This window comes from Paraflavisolibacter caeni (assembly GCF_025628885.1).
Classification (GTDB): domain Bacteria; phylum Bacteroidota; class Bacteroidia; order Chitinophagales; family Chitinophagaceae; genus Flavisolibacter; species Flavisolibacter caeni.
This window is the reverse complement of sequence record NZ_JAOTIF010000009.1, coordinates 1-15,278: the sequence shown is the minus strand read 5'-3', so window position 1 is coordinate 15,278 and position 15,278 is coordinate 1. Positions and strand designations below refer to the sequence as shown.

General features: G+C 41.6%; 12 protein-coding genes and 1 tRNA gene. 5 read left to right on the top strand and 8 right to left on the bottom strand.

The window, feature by feature from the left end:
- Positions 1 to 43: 43 nt before the first annotated feature.
- Positions 44 to 115: transfer RNA gene (locus OCK74_RS12765), tRNA-Met, on the bottom strand.
- Positions 116 to 232: 117 nt separating this feature from the next.
- Here OCK74_RS12765 and era point away from each other — a divergent pair.
- The 3 genes from era to OCK74_RS12750 all read left to right on the top strand — a co-directional run bounded on the left by era (position 233) and on the right by OCK74_RS12750 (position 2,757).
- The gene (era, locus tag OCK74_RS12760) at positions 233 to 1,102 is read left to right on the top strand and encodes a GTPase Era (RefSeq protein WP_279297439.1); all 870 of its coding nucleotides are present in this window, start codon (positions 233 to 235) and stop codon (positions 1,100 to 1,102) included.
- Positions 1,103 to 1,137: 35 nt separating this feature from the next.
- Positions 1,138 to 2,445: a ribosome biogenesis GTPase Der gene (gene der / locus OCK74_RS12755; protein WP_279297438.1), complete on the top strand. Its 1,308-nt coding sequence runs from the start codon at positions 1,138 to 1,140 to the stop codon at positions 2,443 to 2,445.
- Between the two features lie 108 nt (positions 2,446 to 2,553).
- Positions 2,554 to 2,757, top strand: a complete 204-nt coding sequence (locus tag OCK74_RS12750) for a hypothetical protein (RefSeq protein ID WP_279297437.1) — start codon at positions 2,554 to 2,556, stop codon at positions 2,755 to 2,757.
- A gap of 210 nt (positions 2,758 to 2,967) precedes the next feature.
- Here OCK74_RS12750 and OCK74_RS12745 read toward each other — a convergent pair whose 3' ends face one another.
- From OCK74_RS12745 to mgtE, 3 genes are all read right to left on the bottom strand, one after another.
- Positions 2,968 to 5,193, bottom strand: a complete 2,226-nt coding sequence (locus OCK74_RS12745) for a DUF4954 family protein (protein WP_279297436.1) — start codon at positions 5,191 to 5,193, stop codon at positions 2,968 to 2,970.
- A gap of 16 nt (positions 5,194 to 5,209) precedes the next feature.
- The gene (gene glmS / locus OCK74_RS12740) at positions 5,210 to 7,045 is read right to left on the bottom strand and encodes a glutamine--fructose-6-phosphate transaminase (isomerizing) (RefSeq protein ID WP_279297435.1); all 1,836 of its coding nucleotides are present in this window, start codon (positions 7,043 to 7,045) and stop codon (positions 5,210 to 5,212) included.
- A gap of 93 nt (positions 7,046 to 7,138) precedes the next feature.
- On the bottom strand, positions 7,139 to 8,530 hold the full coding sequence (gene mgtE, locus OCK74_RS12735; protein ID WP_279297434.1) for a magnesium transporter: 1,392 nt from the start codon (positions 8,528 to 8,530) through the stop codon (positions 7,139 to 7,141).
- A 72-nt stretch (positions 8,531 to 8,602) separates the two neighbouring features.
- Between mgtE and OCK74_RS12730 the strand changes: the two genes are divergently transcribed.
- A complete protein-coding gene (locus OCK74_RS12730) occupies positions 8,603 to 9,007 on the top strand; it encodes an SET domain-containing protein (RefSeq protein WP_279297433.1) in 405 nt (134 codons plus the stop codon).
- An 86-nt stretch (positions 9,008 to 9,093) separates the two neighbouring features.
- Positions 9,094 to 10,320 (top strand): acetyltransferase domain-containing protein, encoded by a 1,227-nt coding sequence (locus OCK74_RS12725; RefSeq protein ID WP_279297432.1) that lies wholly within the window; start codon positions 9,094 to 9,096, stop codon positions 10,318 to 10,320.
- A 59-nt stretch (positions 10,321 to 10,379) separates the two neighbouring features.
- Here OCK74_RS12725 and mutS read toward each other — a convergent pair whose 3' ends face one another.
- The 4 genes from mutS to OCK74_RS12705 form a co-directional block, all read right to left on the bottom strand.
- Positions 10,380 to 12,983, bottom strand: coding sequence for a DNA mismatch repair protein MutS (gene mutS / locus OCK74_RS12720; protein ID WP_279297431.1), 2,604 nt, complete (start codon positions 12,981 to 12,983; stop codon positions 10,380 to 10,382).
- 89 nt (positions 12,984 to 13,072) lie between these two features.
- Positions 13,073 to 13,528, bottom strand: coding sequence for a methyltransferase family protein (locus OCK74_RS12715; protein ID WP_279297430.1), 456 nt, complete (start codon positions 13,526 to 13,528; stop codon positions 13,073 to 13,075).
- A gap of 61 nt (positions 13,529 to 13,589) precedes the next feature.
- The gene (locus tag OCK74_RS12710; RefSeq protein ID WP_279297429.1) at positions 13,590 to 14,174 is read right to left on the bottom strand and encodes a hypothetical protein; all 585 of its coding nucleotides are present in this window, start codon (positions 14,172 to 14,174) and stop codon (positions 13,590 to 13,592) included.
- 165 nt (positions 14,175 to 14,339) lie between these two features.
- Positions 14,340 to 15,041, bottom strand: a complete 702-nt coding sequence (locus OCK74_RS12705) for an acyl carrier protein (protein WP_279297428.1) — start codon at positions 15,039 to 15,041, stop codon at positions 14,340 to 14,342.
- Positions 15,042 to 15,278 lie beyond the last annotated feature (237 nt).

Sequence of the window (15,278 nt, the reverse complement as noted above, 5' to 3'; positions counted from 1 at the left end):
TACAAACAAAAAATCCCTCCCGAAAAAACGGGAAGGACCTTAGTTGCGAAGGGGAGGATCGAACTCCCGACCTTCGGGTTATGAGCCCGACGAGCTACCGCTGCTCTACTTCGCGATGTAATATTTTTATTTAAAGAACTGTTTGTTTGCGATTGGAGTGCAAATATAAGAGCTTATACATTACTGGCCAAACAATTTTTAATATTCTACATTTGCAAAATATTTTAAACAAGTGAAGACAGGTTTTGTAAACATTTTCGGAAGGCCTAATGCAGGGAAAAGTACCTTGCTCAATGCCATCATGGGTGAAAAGCTCGCTATTGTGTCGCCTAAAGTGCAAACTACCAGGCACCGTATCAAAGGAATCCTTACTGAGCATGATTACCAAATGATTTTTTCGGATACTCCCGGGATCATTGAACCAAAATACAAGCTTCATGAAAGGATGATGCAGGCAGTTAAAAGCTCCCTGGAAGATGCTGACGTTGCTTTACTGCTTGTAGATGTAAAGGACAATTGGGAAGAGTGTGATGCCATATTCAGCTCCCTGAAATTAAAAGTTCCATGTATTGTTATCATTAACAAAACGGATACTGCATCAAAAGAAAGAATAGAAAACGCTGTAACCTTCTTTAAGGCTAAGCCTTACTGCTCTGAGCTCATCTCTCTTTCTGCATTAAATGGGGTAGAGGTAAAAGAGATGTTAAAAAAGGTTGCACAAAAGTTGCCTGAGGGTGAGCCTTTTTTTGCAGAAGATGAAATTACAGATCTGTCAGAGCGCTTCTTTGTAGCGGAGTTGATCAGGGAAAAAATATATGATTTGTTTGAAGAAGAAATTCCCTATCATACTACAGTAGTTGTTCGGGAATTCAAGCATAAATCTACTTTAATAAAGATTGGTGCCGACATCATAGTACAGCGGGAAACTCAAAAGTCGATCATTATCGGGGAAGGAGGAAAAATGATTAAGAAAATAGGTACGGAGGCAAGAAAAGATATTGAAAAGTTCCTTGCTAGTAAGGTTTTTCTTGAACTGCACGTGAAAGTTCGTCCTAAGTGGAGAGAAAATGATCTGTTTTTAAAGGAATATGGATATCAATAAATAATTAGAAATTAAAATACAAAACGTAAAATAGAATGGGTTTTACAGTAGCCATTGTTGGAAGGCCAAATGTGGGAAAAAGCACTTTTTTTAACCGCTTGCTGGAGCAGCGGAAGGCCATAGTGGAAGACATACCTGGTGTAACAAGAGACCGCCAGTATGGTATAGCAGAGTGGGGGGGTAAAACCTTCGACGTCATAGATACCGGAGGATTTGTTCCTGACTCAGAAGATGTGTTCGAGCGTGAAATACGCAAGCAGGTGCAAATAGCCATTGATGAATCCAGCGCTATTTTATTTTTGACCGATGCTACAACAGGCATTACAGACCTGGATGATTCTATGGCGGATCTATTGCGCCGGTCAACCAAACCTGTATTTCTTGTTGTGAACAAAGTAGACAATAACCAGCGTTTATTGGAGGCTGCTGAATTTTACAGTCTTGGATTTGAAAAGGTATACTTTATTGCGTCAATAAGTGGTAGCGGAACAGGCGACTTGCTGGATGATGTTACTGCTTTGATCCAAGAAGAACCAGAAGAGGATGAGAAAGAGCATTTGCCAAAGTTCGCCATTATTGGTCAGCCAAATGTGGGTAAATCATCGTTACTGAATTCACTCATTGGTGCTGAGCGTACCATCGTAAGCGATATTGCGGGTACAACCAGGGATACGATACATACCCGGTATAGTCTTTTTCAAAAAGATTTTATCCTGATCGATACAGCTGGTATTCGCCGCAAAACTAAAGTGCATGAAGACCTGGAGTTCTATTCAGTTATCCGTGCTATTAAGGCTGTTGACGAAGCTGATGTCTGTCTTTTAATGCTTGATGCTGAAAAAGGCATCACAGCCCAGGATTTAAGCATTTTTAGCCTGGCTGCACGTAAAGGTAAGGGCCTTGTTGTATTAGTAAATAAATGGGACCTGGTAGAAAAACAGACCAATACTGCCAGGGATTATGAAAAAGTATTGAAACAACGCCTTGCCCCTTTCACTGATGTACCAGTAATTTTTATTTCTGCTAAAGAGAAAACAAGGATATTCAAAGTAATTGAAGTAGCCCTGCAGGTATTTGAAAACAGGAAGAAGAAGATTTCCACATCGACATTGAACGAAGTAATGCTAAAGGCTATTGAAGCCTATCACCCGCCTGTGGTTCGTGGAAATCCTGTAAAAATCAAGTATGTAACGCAACTGCCAACAGTTGTGCCTTCATTTGCTTTTTTCTGCAACTTCCCTGATGATATCAAGCAACCGTATAAAAACTATCTCGAGAATCAATTGCGCCAAAACTTTGATTTTACAGGTGTGCCTGTACGTGTTTTCTTTAGAAAAAAGTAAATGATCGTTATAAACAAAAAACTATAAATAAAAAACTTTAATTAAGATTTGTTTTTTTCCTGACAGCTTATACCTTTGCAGCCGTTAAAAAACAAAATAAAAAGTACTATGAAAAAGTTTTTCGCTGTATTCGCTATCGCAGGTGCATTAGTAGCTTGTAACAACTCTTCTGAATCAACTGAAGCAACAACTGATACTGCTGCTACTGTTGACACTGCTACTACTGTTGTTGATACTGCTGCTGTAAGTGTTGATACTACTGCTGCTGCTGTTGATACTGCTGCTAAAGTTGATACTGCTGCTCACAAATAAGTAATTATAAGATATTACTTCTTGCAAGAAGGTCCCTCCCGCTGAAAGCGCGAGGGATTTTTTATTATCCAGTATCGGGCTGAAAATTTGCAAGATTATTAATGGAATATTTGGATTCTATTAAAAAAGAAAGGCACCTTATTTCCTAATAAAGCGCCTTTCTAAAAATCCTTGAAATCTTATTATTATCGAATTCAACCAAGGTTTCTGTTAATTCGGTAAATCTGTAGTTACTTCCAAAAGCTGAAATCTCTCCAGGATACTTTCTACTGTAATTTTTAAAGTGTCCAGTTCTTCAGTTTGCTGCTGGATAAACACATTATCTTCCAATGCTCCTATCACTTCATCCATTTCTTTTGGGTTGTCGTAAACCATTTTCTTAAACTCGTTCTGGTAATCCTTTGCCCTGGAGTCGTGAATGTTTTTAACCATCCATTCTTTTATTTCCAGGAATTGTTGCAACAGGTTTTTAAACAATGCAGGTGTAAACTGTTCTCTGGTAATATTGAGCAGTTCCAGCAATGATGCAAAAGCATGTTCTAACTTTTGCGTCTTATAAAGTTGTCCGTGCTTCCTGTAAAATTCATGTACTTCCACCCAACTGTTGATACTACCTGACTTAATATTTCTAAGTAGTGAGTCCACAGCATTCTGTTGGATCAATTGCCCCCCTATATTATGCCATTCGAGCCTTTTCGGTTTTGCAGGCAGGCTTTCTATTAACTTTTCAAATGAGTTGATCTTATTGATTTGAATATGACTAATAACCTGGCTGACTCCGTAATAGACGATCAACTGTTTATAGATATCATAAGCTTGCTGCACTTTAACAACCTTCACCGGGCGGGTATCATTTTCAAATCCAAAAGCAAATACATCTGTTGTACCCAATTTCTTTTCTTCCAGTACTTTCTTTCCAACTGCAGTTATGAAATCATCAGGATCATTCATTTCACTACCATTTTTTGCAATGGCAACAAATTGCTCAAGCAGATCCAGTGCTGAGAAAACTTCATTAATGCTGTCGGGTGCCAGGAAATCATATTCTATATGCTGCGTCTTCTTGATGCGCTTGTCACGGTCAATATATTTAGCCGCATTGCGTGCCAGGGCATACATATTATACTGGAACCAGTATGCAGGCATCACGATTAGTTGGTTGTTGGAGGTATCATTACTAATCAGGCTGAATGGGAGCAGGATGTTTAGTTCTGAAGCATAATCTCCTTTAGCGATCAAAGTAAAGCTCGCAAATTTTGAATTGTGTTTGAGGCTCACGCATAGGCCGGGCCAGAATCCTCTCCCCGCAATGATCTCTCCATCTGCAGCACGGCTATTATGGTTAGATCCAACAGTAGCACCTGCTGCCATATTGCTTTGACCCATGATCAAGGCTGCACACAAAAATGAGTTGTTATGGTGCTGTTCATGAGCGGGATATATCAGAGAGTTCAGTACCTCGCAACAAGATATTGTGGCATTATTTCCCAGGTATGAATTGATCAACCTGGCTCCATATTTCAATTGCGAATGTGAGGACATAACAAAGCGAACAGCCTTTACTCCATAAAAGATGCGGCAACCAAAGCCTATAATTCCATTCACCAGTTCACAACCTTCGCCTATTTGTGTTTGTGCTTCAGGCGAAGAATTAATGGTAAGGTTTTTCAACTTGTTAGCACCTTTGATATACGCATCGCACCCGATCCATACATCTTTGATGATACTCGTGTTCTTGATTACCGTACGATCACCAATCTTTCCATAATAACCTCTCTGTTTATCAAACCTTCTTTCTGTAAATTCCTTAAACTTTTGCAACAGCAGTTTATCATCCCTGTGCTTTGACCATAGAAATGCATCTCCAGGCAACATACCATTGAATGGCATGATTTTCCTGCCGCCATTCTCATTGCATACCTCCAGCCAGATCCTTACGTCTTCTTCTTCGCCATCTTTGATGACGCCATTTCCAAACTTGGACCTGCTTGTCGTATGCAATTCATGCACATTGGTAATGATTGCTTCATTGCCAATGATATAATGTGCCAGGTAATTAACGTTCTTGATCACCACATTATCGCCAAAGTCGCAACTGATCAGCGTACTGTTGTATAGTCCTACCGGTTGGCAAACATTATGGTATTCAAGGTAAACTGGTTCGAGCTTTCCAATGCGCACCAGGCCATAGAACTTACAGTTCTTAACCAGTTCCGGGTTGAAGGCATCAGATACAAGTATTTTAGTCCAGTCGTCAGAAGTATTGTTATTACGCACCAGAGCCTCAATTTCATAGGCTGTAAGGTTGCGGTACTCTATACCATTCCTGTTTTGCAGGTTGCGTAAATGATATTCATCTTTGCCTGCAGGCAGGAATGGAGGATCTATAAAATTGTATCCTAAGGCGTTTAGTGGTCTTTTAATGATTTCATTCATGGGTGTTTTTTCCTCTTTACTCTACTGTTACTGACTTGGCAAGATTACGTGGTTTGTCCACATCCAGTCCTTTAGCTACACCTACATAATATGCTAAAAGCTGTAAAGGAACTGTGCTCAACATGGGAGCTACAATTTCATCAGCTTCTGGTACTACAATCACATCATCAGCTAACGAAGCGCTTAGGTCGTCTCCTTCATTGATCACTGCAATTACTTTTCCTTTGCGGGCTTTGATCTCCTGCATGTTGCTGATCACTTTCTCATGGTAAGAGTCCTTGGTAGCAATGAAAACAACAGGAAGCGTTTCATCAACCAATGCTATAGGTCCATGCTTCATTTCTGCCGCAGGGTATCCTTCAGCATGTATATAGGAGATTTCTTTTAATTTCAGGGCACCTTCCAGTGCTACTGGGAAGTTATAACCCCGGCCAAGGAACAGAAAGTCTTGCGAATCTTTATACTTTTCCGCCAGGCGCTTAATGTGTTCTGTGTTTTGCAGCAGGGCAGCAACTTTTTCAGGAATAGATTCCAATTCCTTCAATAACTGCAGGTAACGCTGTTGATCAAGTGTTCCTTTTTTATAGCCAAGCTTTAATGCGATCATGGTCAGGACCGCTAATTGAGCTGTAAAAGCTTTAGTAGACGCTACACCAATTTCGGGTCCGGCATGCGTATAAGCACCTGTATGTGATGCACGGGCAATAGACGATCCAACAACATTAACAATACCCATGATGATGGCGCCATTTGTCTTCGCAGTTTCAATAGCTACCAGCGTATCTGCCGTTTCTCCACTTTGCGAAATAGCGATAATCACATCACCCTCACAGACTACAGGGTTGCGATAACGGAATTCTGAGGCGTATTCAACTTCAACATTGGTACGGCAGAGCTCTTCAAAAATGTATTCTGCAACCAAACCAGCATGCCAGCTGGTGCCACATGCAACCATTACAATGCGACGGGCATTGACCAGTTGTTCGGCAAATTTATCAATGCCACTCATGGTGATCGTTCCGGCATTGGCATCCAGGCGGCCGCGTAAACAGTCGTAGATGGTTTGGGGTTGTTCAAAAATCTCTTTCAACATGAAATGGTCATAACCACCTTTCTCAATGGCTGCCAGTTCCATATCCAACTTGGTAATGAATGGTGTCTGACGTTCGTTACCAAGATTTTTTAAAATCAATTCATCAGGTTTGATGATGGCAACTTCATAATCATTTACATACACTACTTCTTTGGTGTATTCAATAATAGGAGAGGCGTCAGAGGCAAGGAAGTGCTCATTTTTTCCAACACCGATTACTAACGGACTTCCTTTGCGGGCCGCAATCAAAGTATCGGGATTTTCCTGGTCGATCAAAACAATAACGTAAGCACCGATCACTCTCTTCAGTGCTATGCGTACAGCTTCTTCGAGGATGCAGTTATTGTTTTTTTGAATATCTTCTATAAAATTGAGCAGAACTTCTGTATCTGTGTCACTATGGAAAACATATCCCTTACTAATAAGATCTTGCTTCAGTTGAGCGTAGTTTTCAATGATGCCATTGTGGATCATTGCAAAACGTCCGCTGGAAGACAGGTGGGGGTGTGCGTTGCGGTCACTTGGTTCTCCGTGGGTAGCCCAACGGGTATGACCAATACCAATACTAGCGTGCAGGTCTTTGCCCTGGAGTGATTCTTCTAGTTTAGCAACCTTTCCTTTCTTTTTATAAACTTTCAATCCGCTGTTTAAAAGTGCAATGCCTGCACTGTCATATCCACGATATTCCAGTCTTTTTAATCCTTTCAATATAACAGGGTAGGCTTCTCTATGGCCGATATAGGCGACAATTCCACACATAATAGTTAATAGTTAATTGTGTATTTTACATTGCGAAAATGGGAAATTGATGGGACAATACAAAAGATTGACCCGAATTGCCCGTTTTTCGACTTATAATAGTTTTCCGCTAAGCGTCATGAAAGCAACCGAAAAATAAATGATCAGGCCTGTTACGTCGACAAGAGTTGCTACGAAAGGAGCCGAACTAACTGCCGGGTCGGCACCGAGGCGTTTTAGGATCATCGGCAGCATGCTACCGCAAATGGTGCCCCATAAAACTACACCTATCAATGCCAGTCCAACGGTAATGCCTAGCATGATCCAATGTTGTCCATATACTTCAGGATTTATGCTATGCCATACAAGAATGCGCAAAAAGCCGATGACTCCCAGTAAGGCTCCCAGGGAAAGTCCGGAAAGTATTTCTCTGCGCATTACCCGCCACCAGTCGCGGATGGAGATCTCGCCAACAGCCATTGCCTGGATGATCAGTGTTGAGGCCTGTGAGCCGCTATTGCCGCCACTCGAAATGATCAGGGGGACGAAAAGCGCCAATACTACCGCTTTGGCAATTTCATCTTCAAAATAGGCCATTGCTGTAGCTGTCAGCATTTCACCTAAAAAAAGAACAATCAGCCAGGTCGCTCGTTTCTTTAGCAGGCTAAAGAGTGGCATTTCCAGGTAAGGTTGTTCCAATGCCTGAGTACCACCAATCTTTTGCATATCCTCGCTGAATTCTTCGTTAGCTACCCACAAAACGTCATCAATGGTTACAATGCCAAGCAATTTGTTACTATTGCTTACAACCGGTAATGCAACACGGTTATTCATTTTAAAAGCCTCATTAGCAACTTCCTGGTCGTCATATGCATTCAGGGAAATCACCCGTTCGTCCATCAACTCACTCACCTTTTTATCAGGATTCGCAAGAATAAACTCACGGATACGGATATCATCCTGGAGCTCTCCTTTATCGTTGATGACATAGATGACATCAATGGTTTCACTGTTCTTTCCCACTCTTCTGATAATATCAAGTACTTCTATTACCGTATTGTGCTCATAAACATACACATAATCGGGTGTCATCAGGCGGCCAACACTATTTTCGGGGTAGCCCAAAAGTGATAGTGTTATTTTTCTTTCTTCAGGATTCAACAGTTTGATTAGTTCCCTAACTACATTGCTCGGCAGCTCCTCTAAAAAGTCTGTGCGGTCATCGGCAGGCAATTCATTCAAAAGTTCCGCTGTTTTGCTGGCAGGTAAGGTTTGAATGATGCGCTTCTGTGTAGGAAATTCAAGGATTTTAAATACGCTGGCAGCACGGTGAACGGACATTCCCGCAATGATATTGCTTTCATAATCAGGGTATTCATAAATAAGGTTTGCAACATCAATTATATTTTGATGATCGAGGAAATCCCTTGTTTGCAAAGGGTCATTATTTTGCAAGATATCCTCGAACTCCTGTTTCAATCCTTCCTGTATAATTTCCTGAGACATAGGTCAAAATTACAGGTTCATGAGTATACTTAAACTCAATAAACTTTTATCTTGCAAAACAAAAACTACCTAATGAAATCGATTAGCTTTCTCTCAGATGATGTGTTTGTAATGAAATCAAGGAAGAAAGGAAGGGGCAGAGGCATGTTTACTAAGAAAGCGCTGCCAGCCAATACAACTATTGAAATATCACCTGTCGTAGTCCTCAGCCCTGAAGAACGGAAACATGTAGAAAAAACCCTTTTACATAATTACATCTTTGAATGGGGCACAGACCGCAAGCAATGCTGTGTAGCTTTGGGTTATGTTTCCCTTTATAACCATGCTTATGTTTCAAATTGTGAATATGAAATGGATTTTAGAAGGCAGTTGATCACGATCAGAACAGTGCAAAAAGTAAAAGCAGGGGAGGAGTTGCTGATTAATTATAATGGCGAATGGAACAATGAAGAAGAGATTTGGTTTGATGTGAGATAGAGTTGTTAGGAATTTGAAGTTTCCCTGATATAAGATTAATATTGATCTGGGTATTCATCAGTTCATAAAAAATCCCTTAACCATTTATGATCACTTCAGGCTTTAAGCTTCAAACTGCTCCAATACAGCAGCACTTAGTCGCTCAGCGGCAGAGGATTAATTCTATAGATTTTCTGCGCGGCTTAGTTATGGTGATCATGGCTCTTGATCATGTCAGGGATTTTTTTCATGTTGAAGCTATGACTGGTGATCCGACCGATTTAGCTACTACCACTCCATGGTTATTCTTTACCCGTTGGATCACCCATTTTTGCGCTCCTGTCTTTGTGTTTTTAGCAGGGACTTCTGCTTTCCTGGCAGGACAGAGAAAGACTAAGAAGGAATTAAGTCTTTTCCTGCTCAAACGAGGTTTTTGGCTGGTGCTGGTTGAAATGATTGTAATTACACTCGGCTGGCGATTTGATCCTCTTTATCATCTATTCATCCTGCAGGTAATCTGGGCAATAGGTATGAGCATGGTTTTCCTGGGGATTATGGTCCGGTTGCCTTTGCCTGTAATCTTTGCAGTAGGGTTTGCCATTGTCTTCGGCCATAATTTGCTCGATGGCCTTGAGGCAGAAAGAAGTGGGAAAGTGGGCCTGCTGTGGGATATTTTTCATAGGTCAAGGTTCTCCTTCCATCCAATAGCCCCAAACCGGGGTTTCATATTAATATATGCCCTTGGACCGTGGGCCGGTGTGATGATGCTTGGCTACTGCTTCGGTTGGCTTTACCGTAAGGGTTCTGATCTGATGGCTCGCAAAAAAACATTGCTGGCTTTAGGCCTCTCAGCAATCATTTCTTTTATTATTCTTCGATACATTAATCAATATGGAGATCCTGCGCCATGGAGTGTACAAAGGAACGGCATCTATACCGTGCTCTCCTTTTTGAATACCACCAAGTATCCTCCTTCACTCCTTTATTTGATGATGACTTTAGGGCCAGCCATTTTATTCCTATACTTCTTCGAGCGTATGGAAAGCAGGTTTGCAAAGTTCTTTATCACTTTCGGACGGGTACCTTTCTTTTTTTATGTCATTCATATTTACTTCATCCACTTGCTATGTCTTATTACTTTTTTTGCCAGTGGGTATGGTACAAAAGATATTGTTTCTCAAACACCCTTCCTTTTCCGTCCGCCAGACCTTGGCTTTAATCTTTGGATTGTCTATGGCATCTGGCTTATGGTGGTCTTTTTATTATATCCTCTATGCCACTGGTACGAAAAAATAAAAATGTCTAATAAACATTGGATCTTAAGCTATCTCTAACCCAATTCGTCATTCAAACTTGTCCGCCTCTGGCGGATTCGAATCATTCCCTCGGTTCGTCATTTTAGAATGTTCTTGATCTCATTCAATTTCAGGAGAGCTTCCACTGGTGTCAGGCGGTTGATGTCAATTTGGGTCAGCATTTCCCTGATCTCTTCAAAGGTTTGGCTATGAGCATCAAAAATGCTTAACTGCAGTTTCGGCGCCGAAAGCTGCTTGATGTTCTTATTGAGGCCTTCGTCCACGTGTTTAGTTTCCAGTTGTTTCAATACATCCTGGGCCCTTGCAATTAGGTCTGGCGGCATACCGGCCATCTTGGCCACATGGATACCAAAGCTATGTGTGCTGCCTCCTGGTGCCAGTTTCCGCAGAAAGATCACCTTATTGCCAATTTCCTTATTGGTAATATGATAATTTTTGACGCGGGGCAGTTTGTTTTCCAGTTCGTTCAATTCATGATAATGCGTGGCAAAGAATGTTTTAGGCTGGTGAGGAGAGTGGTGCAAATGTTCGGCAATGCTCCATGCAATGGAAATGCCATCGTAAGTAGACGTACCTCTTCCTATTTCATCCAATAAGATAAGGCAACGGGAAGAAATATTATTGATAATGGAAGCGGTCTCATTCATTTCGACCATAAATGTCGACTCACCGGCACTCAAGTTATCCGAAGCTCCAACACGTGTAAAAATTTTATCTGTCAGTGCAATGCGGGCTTCACTTGCAGGCACAAAACTGCCCATATGTGCCATCAGCGTTACCAGGGCCATCTGTCGCAACAAGGCCGACTTACCACTCATATTAGGGCCTGTAAGGATAATGATCTGCTGTTCTGTTTTATTCAGCACCACATCATTGGCAATATAGGGCTCTGAAGGTGGCAGGTTCCGTTCAATAACCGGGTGACGGCCCTCTTTGATCATGATCTCTTCTCCTTCATGAAGAAGGGGCTTTTTGTAATTGAACTGTATGGCATTGTTGGCAAAACAACTAAGGCAATCCAGTGCAGCCACAATTTGTGCGTTGGTCTGAATGCAGGAAAGGAAGTCGTGAAGTTCATTGACCAGGTTGTCGAACAGCTGCAATTCAATTTCCAGGATCTTTTCTTCAGCTCCTGTGATCTTTTCTTCGTATTCCTTTAACTCTGGTGTAATATATCTTTCTGCATTGGCTAAAGTCTGCTTGCGCATCCATTCTGACGGCACTTTGTTTTTGTGCACATTGGTTACTTCCAGGTAATAGCCAAATACATTATTGAAGCCTACTTTGAGAGAAGTAATACCTGTACGCTCAGATTCTGCCTGCTGTAGTTTCAGCAGGTATTCTTTGCCATGATGGGCAATATTGCGCAATTCATCCAGTTGTTCATGAACAGAAGCATTGATAAATCCACCCTTAGCTGCTACTGCAGGTGGATTGTCAGCCACCTCTTTAAATATCTTTTCTGCTATATAAATACAAGGATTCAGTGCATCTGCCAGGCGATTCAGGTAAGCATGTTCACTGGCGCTGCACATATGCTTGATAGCATCGATCTGCTTCAGGGCACGGGCCAGTTGCAACAGTTCCCTGGGATTGATCTTTTTCAGGGGTATCTTCGATACCAACCGCTCCACATCGCCGCACTGGCGCATTGCCTGTACCAGTTTATTACGAAGGTCAGTCTGCAGAATCAGGTGTTCAACCGCGTCCAGTCTTTCATTAATCTTATGGAGGTCTTTTAGAGGGAAAACGATCCAGCGCTTTAAAAGGCGGGCACCCATTGGAGTACAGGTATTATCCAACACCTTTAATAATGTACTGCCATTTTCAACAGGACTGTTCAACAATTCCAGGTTACGAATGGTAAACCGGTCCATCCATAGGTAGTCATTCTGATTTATGCGTTGGATGGAGGTAATATGCTGGAGATTGGGGTGCTCAGTTTCTTTCAGGTAATGCAGAACTGCGCCTGCAGCGATCAGGCCATCCCTTACATCCTCTACACCGAAGCCTTTAAAAGAGTGCGTATCAAAATGTTTCAGTAAAATTTCCTGGGTGTAGTGCTCTTGGAAAATCCATTCATCAAGCGTATAGGTATAAAACTTAGAGCCGAATTCTTCCCTGAATTTCTTCTGGTGGTGCCTCTGAAAGATCACCTCAGCCGGTTTAAAACCGCTCAGCAGTTTATCTGCATACTCCCGGTCTCCTTCTGCTACGAAAAACTCTCCCGTAGAAATATCCAGGAAAGAAAGCCCGTACTTTTCGTTGGCGGTAATATGCACGGCCGCTAAAAAGTTGTTAGTTCCGTGCTCCAGGAGCTTTTCATTGGTAGCCGTGCCGGGGGTCACCATTTCAGTAACGCCGCGTTTCACAATTCCTTTTACAGTCTTCGGGTCTTCCAATTGGTCACATATAGCCACTCGGTAGCCTGCCTTTACTAATTTGTGCAGGTAAGTGTCCATAGCGTGGTGCGGGAAACCTGCCAATTCAGACATAGCCGCGCCGCCATTATTCCGTTTGGTCAGCGTAATGCCCAATACTTGGGAGGCGATGATTGCATCCTGACCGAAGGTTTCATAGAAATCTCCTACACGAAACAGCAATACGGCATCAGGGTATTTGGCCTTGATCGCTTTATGCTGCTGCATTAGTGGGGTATCGGCTGTTTTTTGTTTACTCATGGTGAAGCGGCAAAAATAGAACACAGATGAATTAGAGACGTGTTATTGATCCATAATATTATAATCCCCCATTTATCACCAACTGAACGTTACAACCATCTGCGAGTTTTTTTCTTGTATTCCAAATACGATTCACCGAACCAACTTTCCATCCATTTTTCTTCCCGAAGTATGAATTTCGAGTGCAGAATCCAGATCATAATGGGAATTACTAAAAATGGAGAAAGCGAGCCCAATAAAATAGCAACACCAAGCAGTATTACAACAAGTCCGACATACATTGGATTTCTCGTGTAGCGATAAGGACCTTTATGAACAAGCACGGTGGCTTTGACACCAGGATGAGTTTGAGTTCCTGCTTGTCGAAACAAAATGAAGCTTCCGTAAGTAAGAGCGAATCCCAGAATAATAAAGACAATTCCAAAATATTTCCACGGAAATTTTAACCAATGCGCAAGAGGGAAAACTGAGTTTAATAGAATCATCAATGCTATTGCGATTAAAAAGTATACTGGTGGCCGAATACGGGGAATTGAATTATTCATGGTTAATTTCCGTTCAAGTGTTAATATTTAAATTTTCAATTTTCTGCTATTCTTCAAAAGTTTAGAGGACTGCGGTAATATTTCTTGCAATCGAGTTGAACTCATCCAAAGAAGTCGCACTGGTCGTTTTATTCACTTTCATCCGGAGCAATTTTTCTCCCTTTCTGACCAGAATAAAATAAAAGTTTTGTCTGTCACTATGAAAGTAAGCTTCGTCTCCCAGGTCATGAAGTACTTTGACGCCTTCGTGGTTTTCGTTTGCCCTCTTGATAGAAGAATAGATGTATTGGGCAATTGAAACTTTGGCAAATTGTTCAACCATAAAATAGATATTGCCTGTTTTACCGGTTTTTTGATCTGTAGCATTTGCGGTATATGCACACTTGTATGCTAAAGTGTCCTCCTTGATGGTCAATGCGCTGTCGCTTAAATGAGCTTTTTCTCCTAAGATTCTTTCGGCATCTGGTAAGGTAAATAAATTCCTTAGTCGGATAGAGCTTTGCGTTAGATTTATTTGATCTGTTGGAGTAGTGTCTGGGGTAGAGTATTCTCTTTTGGATTGCCCTGTATTCTTACCTGGTGCAGGAGGGTGGCCGCACCTCAAAACAGTTAAAGTCATGAATACTATTGAAAAGACCATTTTCATGGTTATCCTTTAAATTCTTTCTCAAACACGGTTGTAAATCACACAGATCAAAATTAGTTGAACAAGTTGAGTGGTTTACCTGATGATCTGTTAAACACAGGATATGTTTTGCACATAACGGCTGATGCAAAACCGCCTGTTGTGTGTATAGCATACGCCTCCACTTTAGTCAATTCCTAAGTCGTCAGCAATTTTCTTTTCTGGTGTTATCTCTTCTAAGTCCAAACCTGCCATGTCCGCAATAATATGGTTAATGACTTTTTCCATCTCTCGCCGGTTTGTTCCAAGGTCTGAAACAAACGAACTATAATTTAAGGCTAAGGTCTGCTCGGTAAAGTCACGAACAGTTTTTGCCGGGATTAATATCCGCCTGGGGTCAAACAAGTCGGAAAGTAGAAATGTCAGAAAAATGCCTGCAACCGGAATGAGAAGTGTCCACTTGGTAACGTCAAAGAAATTTATAAGAATAAGTGATGCTGCGAGTCCGCCAAGAATTGTGGTGATGCCGAATGAAGCCAAAAGCGTCGCCCAGGGTTTTGTCAATTCAAGGTCTGGCAGCTTCAAATTTGTGGTGTCAGCAAAGCTGTAATAGACGTGTCGTCGCTTTTCTTTTGGAAAAAGGTCTTCCGGTGATGTGTCCAACTTGAAGTTGGGTGGAGAGAAACCAAAGTTGTCAGCGAACGACCGTCGCAACTTATAAAACAGAATTTGTGATTTGCACTTGTCGCTGTACCGACCCGAAAGGTGTCGCCAAACAGCGTCGTGAAAGTCGCCAACCGTTAAAATTTGTTCAGCCTCTCGGTCAGGGATTTTAATATCGAAGGTATCTTCAACCTTCATAAGAATTTCTACGCTGTCAAGTCCCATAACATTTTGTGTTAGGAAGTTCGTTTAATCTTACACACAACGAAGATGAGGCTTTTCAAAGTGGCTGACGTCTGGATTACCATTGTTCAGCCTTTCTTCGTTTTATTAATAATGTTTTGTAGCTCCAAATTACTGCATAGCTGCCATTTTGAAAAGCCGAGTGTGTGTGCCTTGAATGGTAAATATAGTTCTTAGAAGTAAGAATGCCAGAGAGTGAAAGTCTCTTATGTGCGGGGT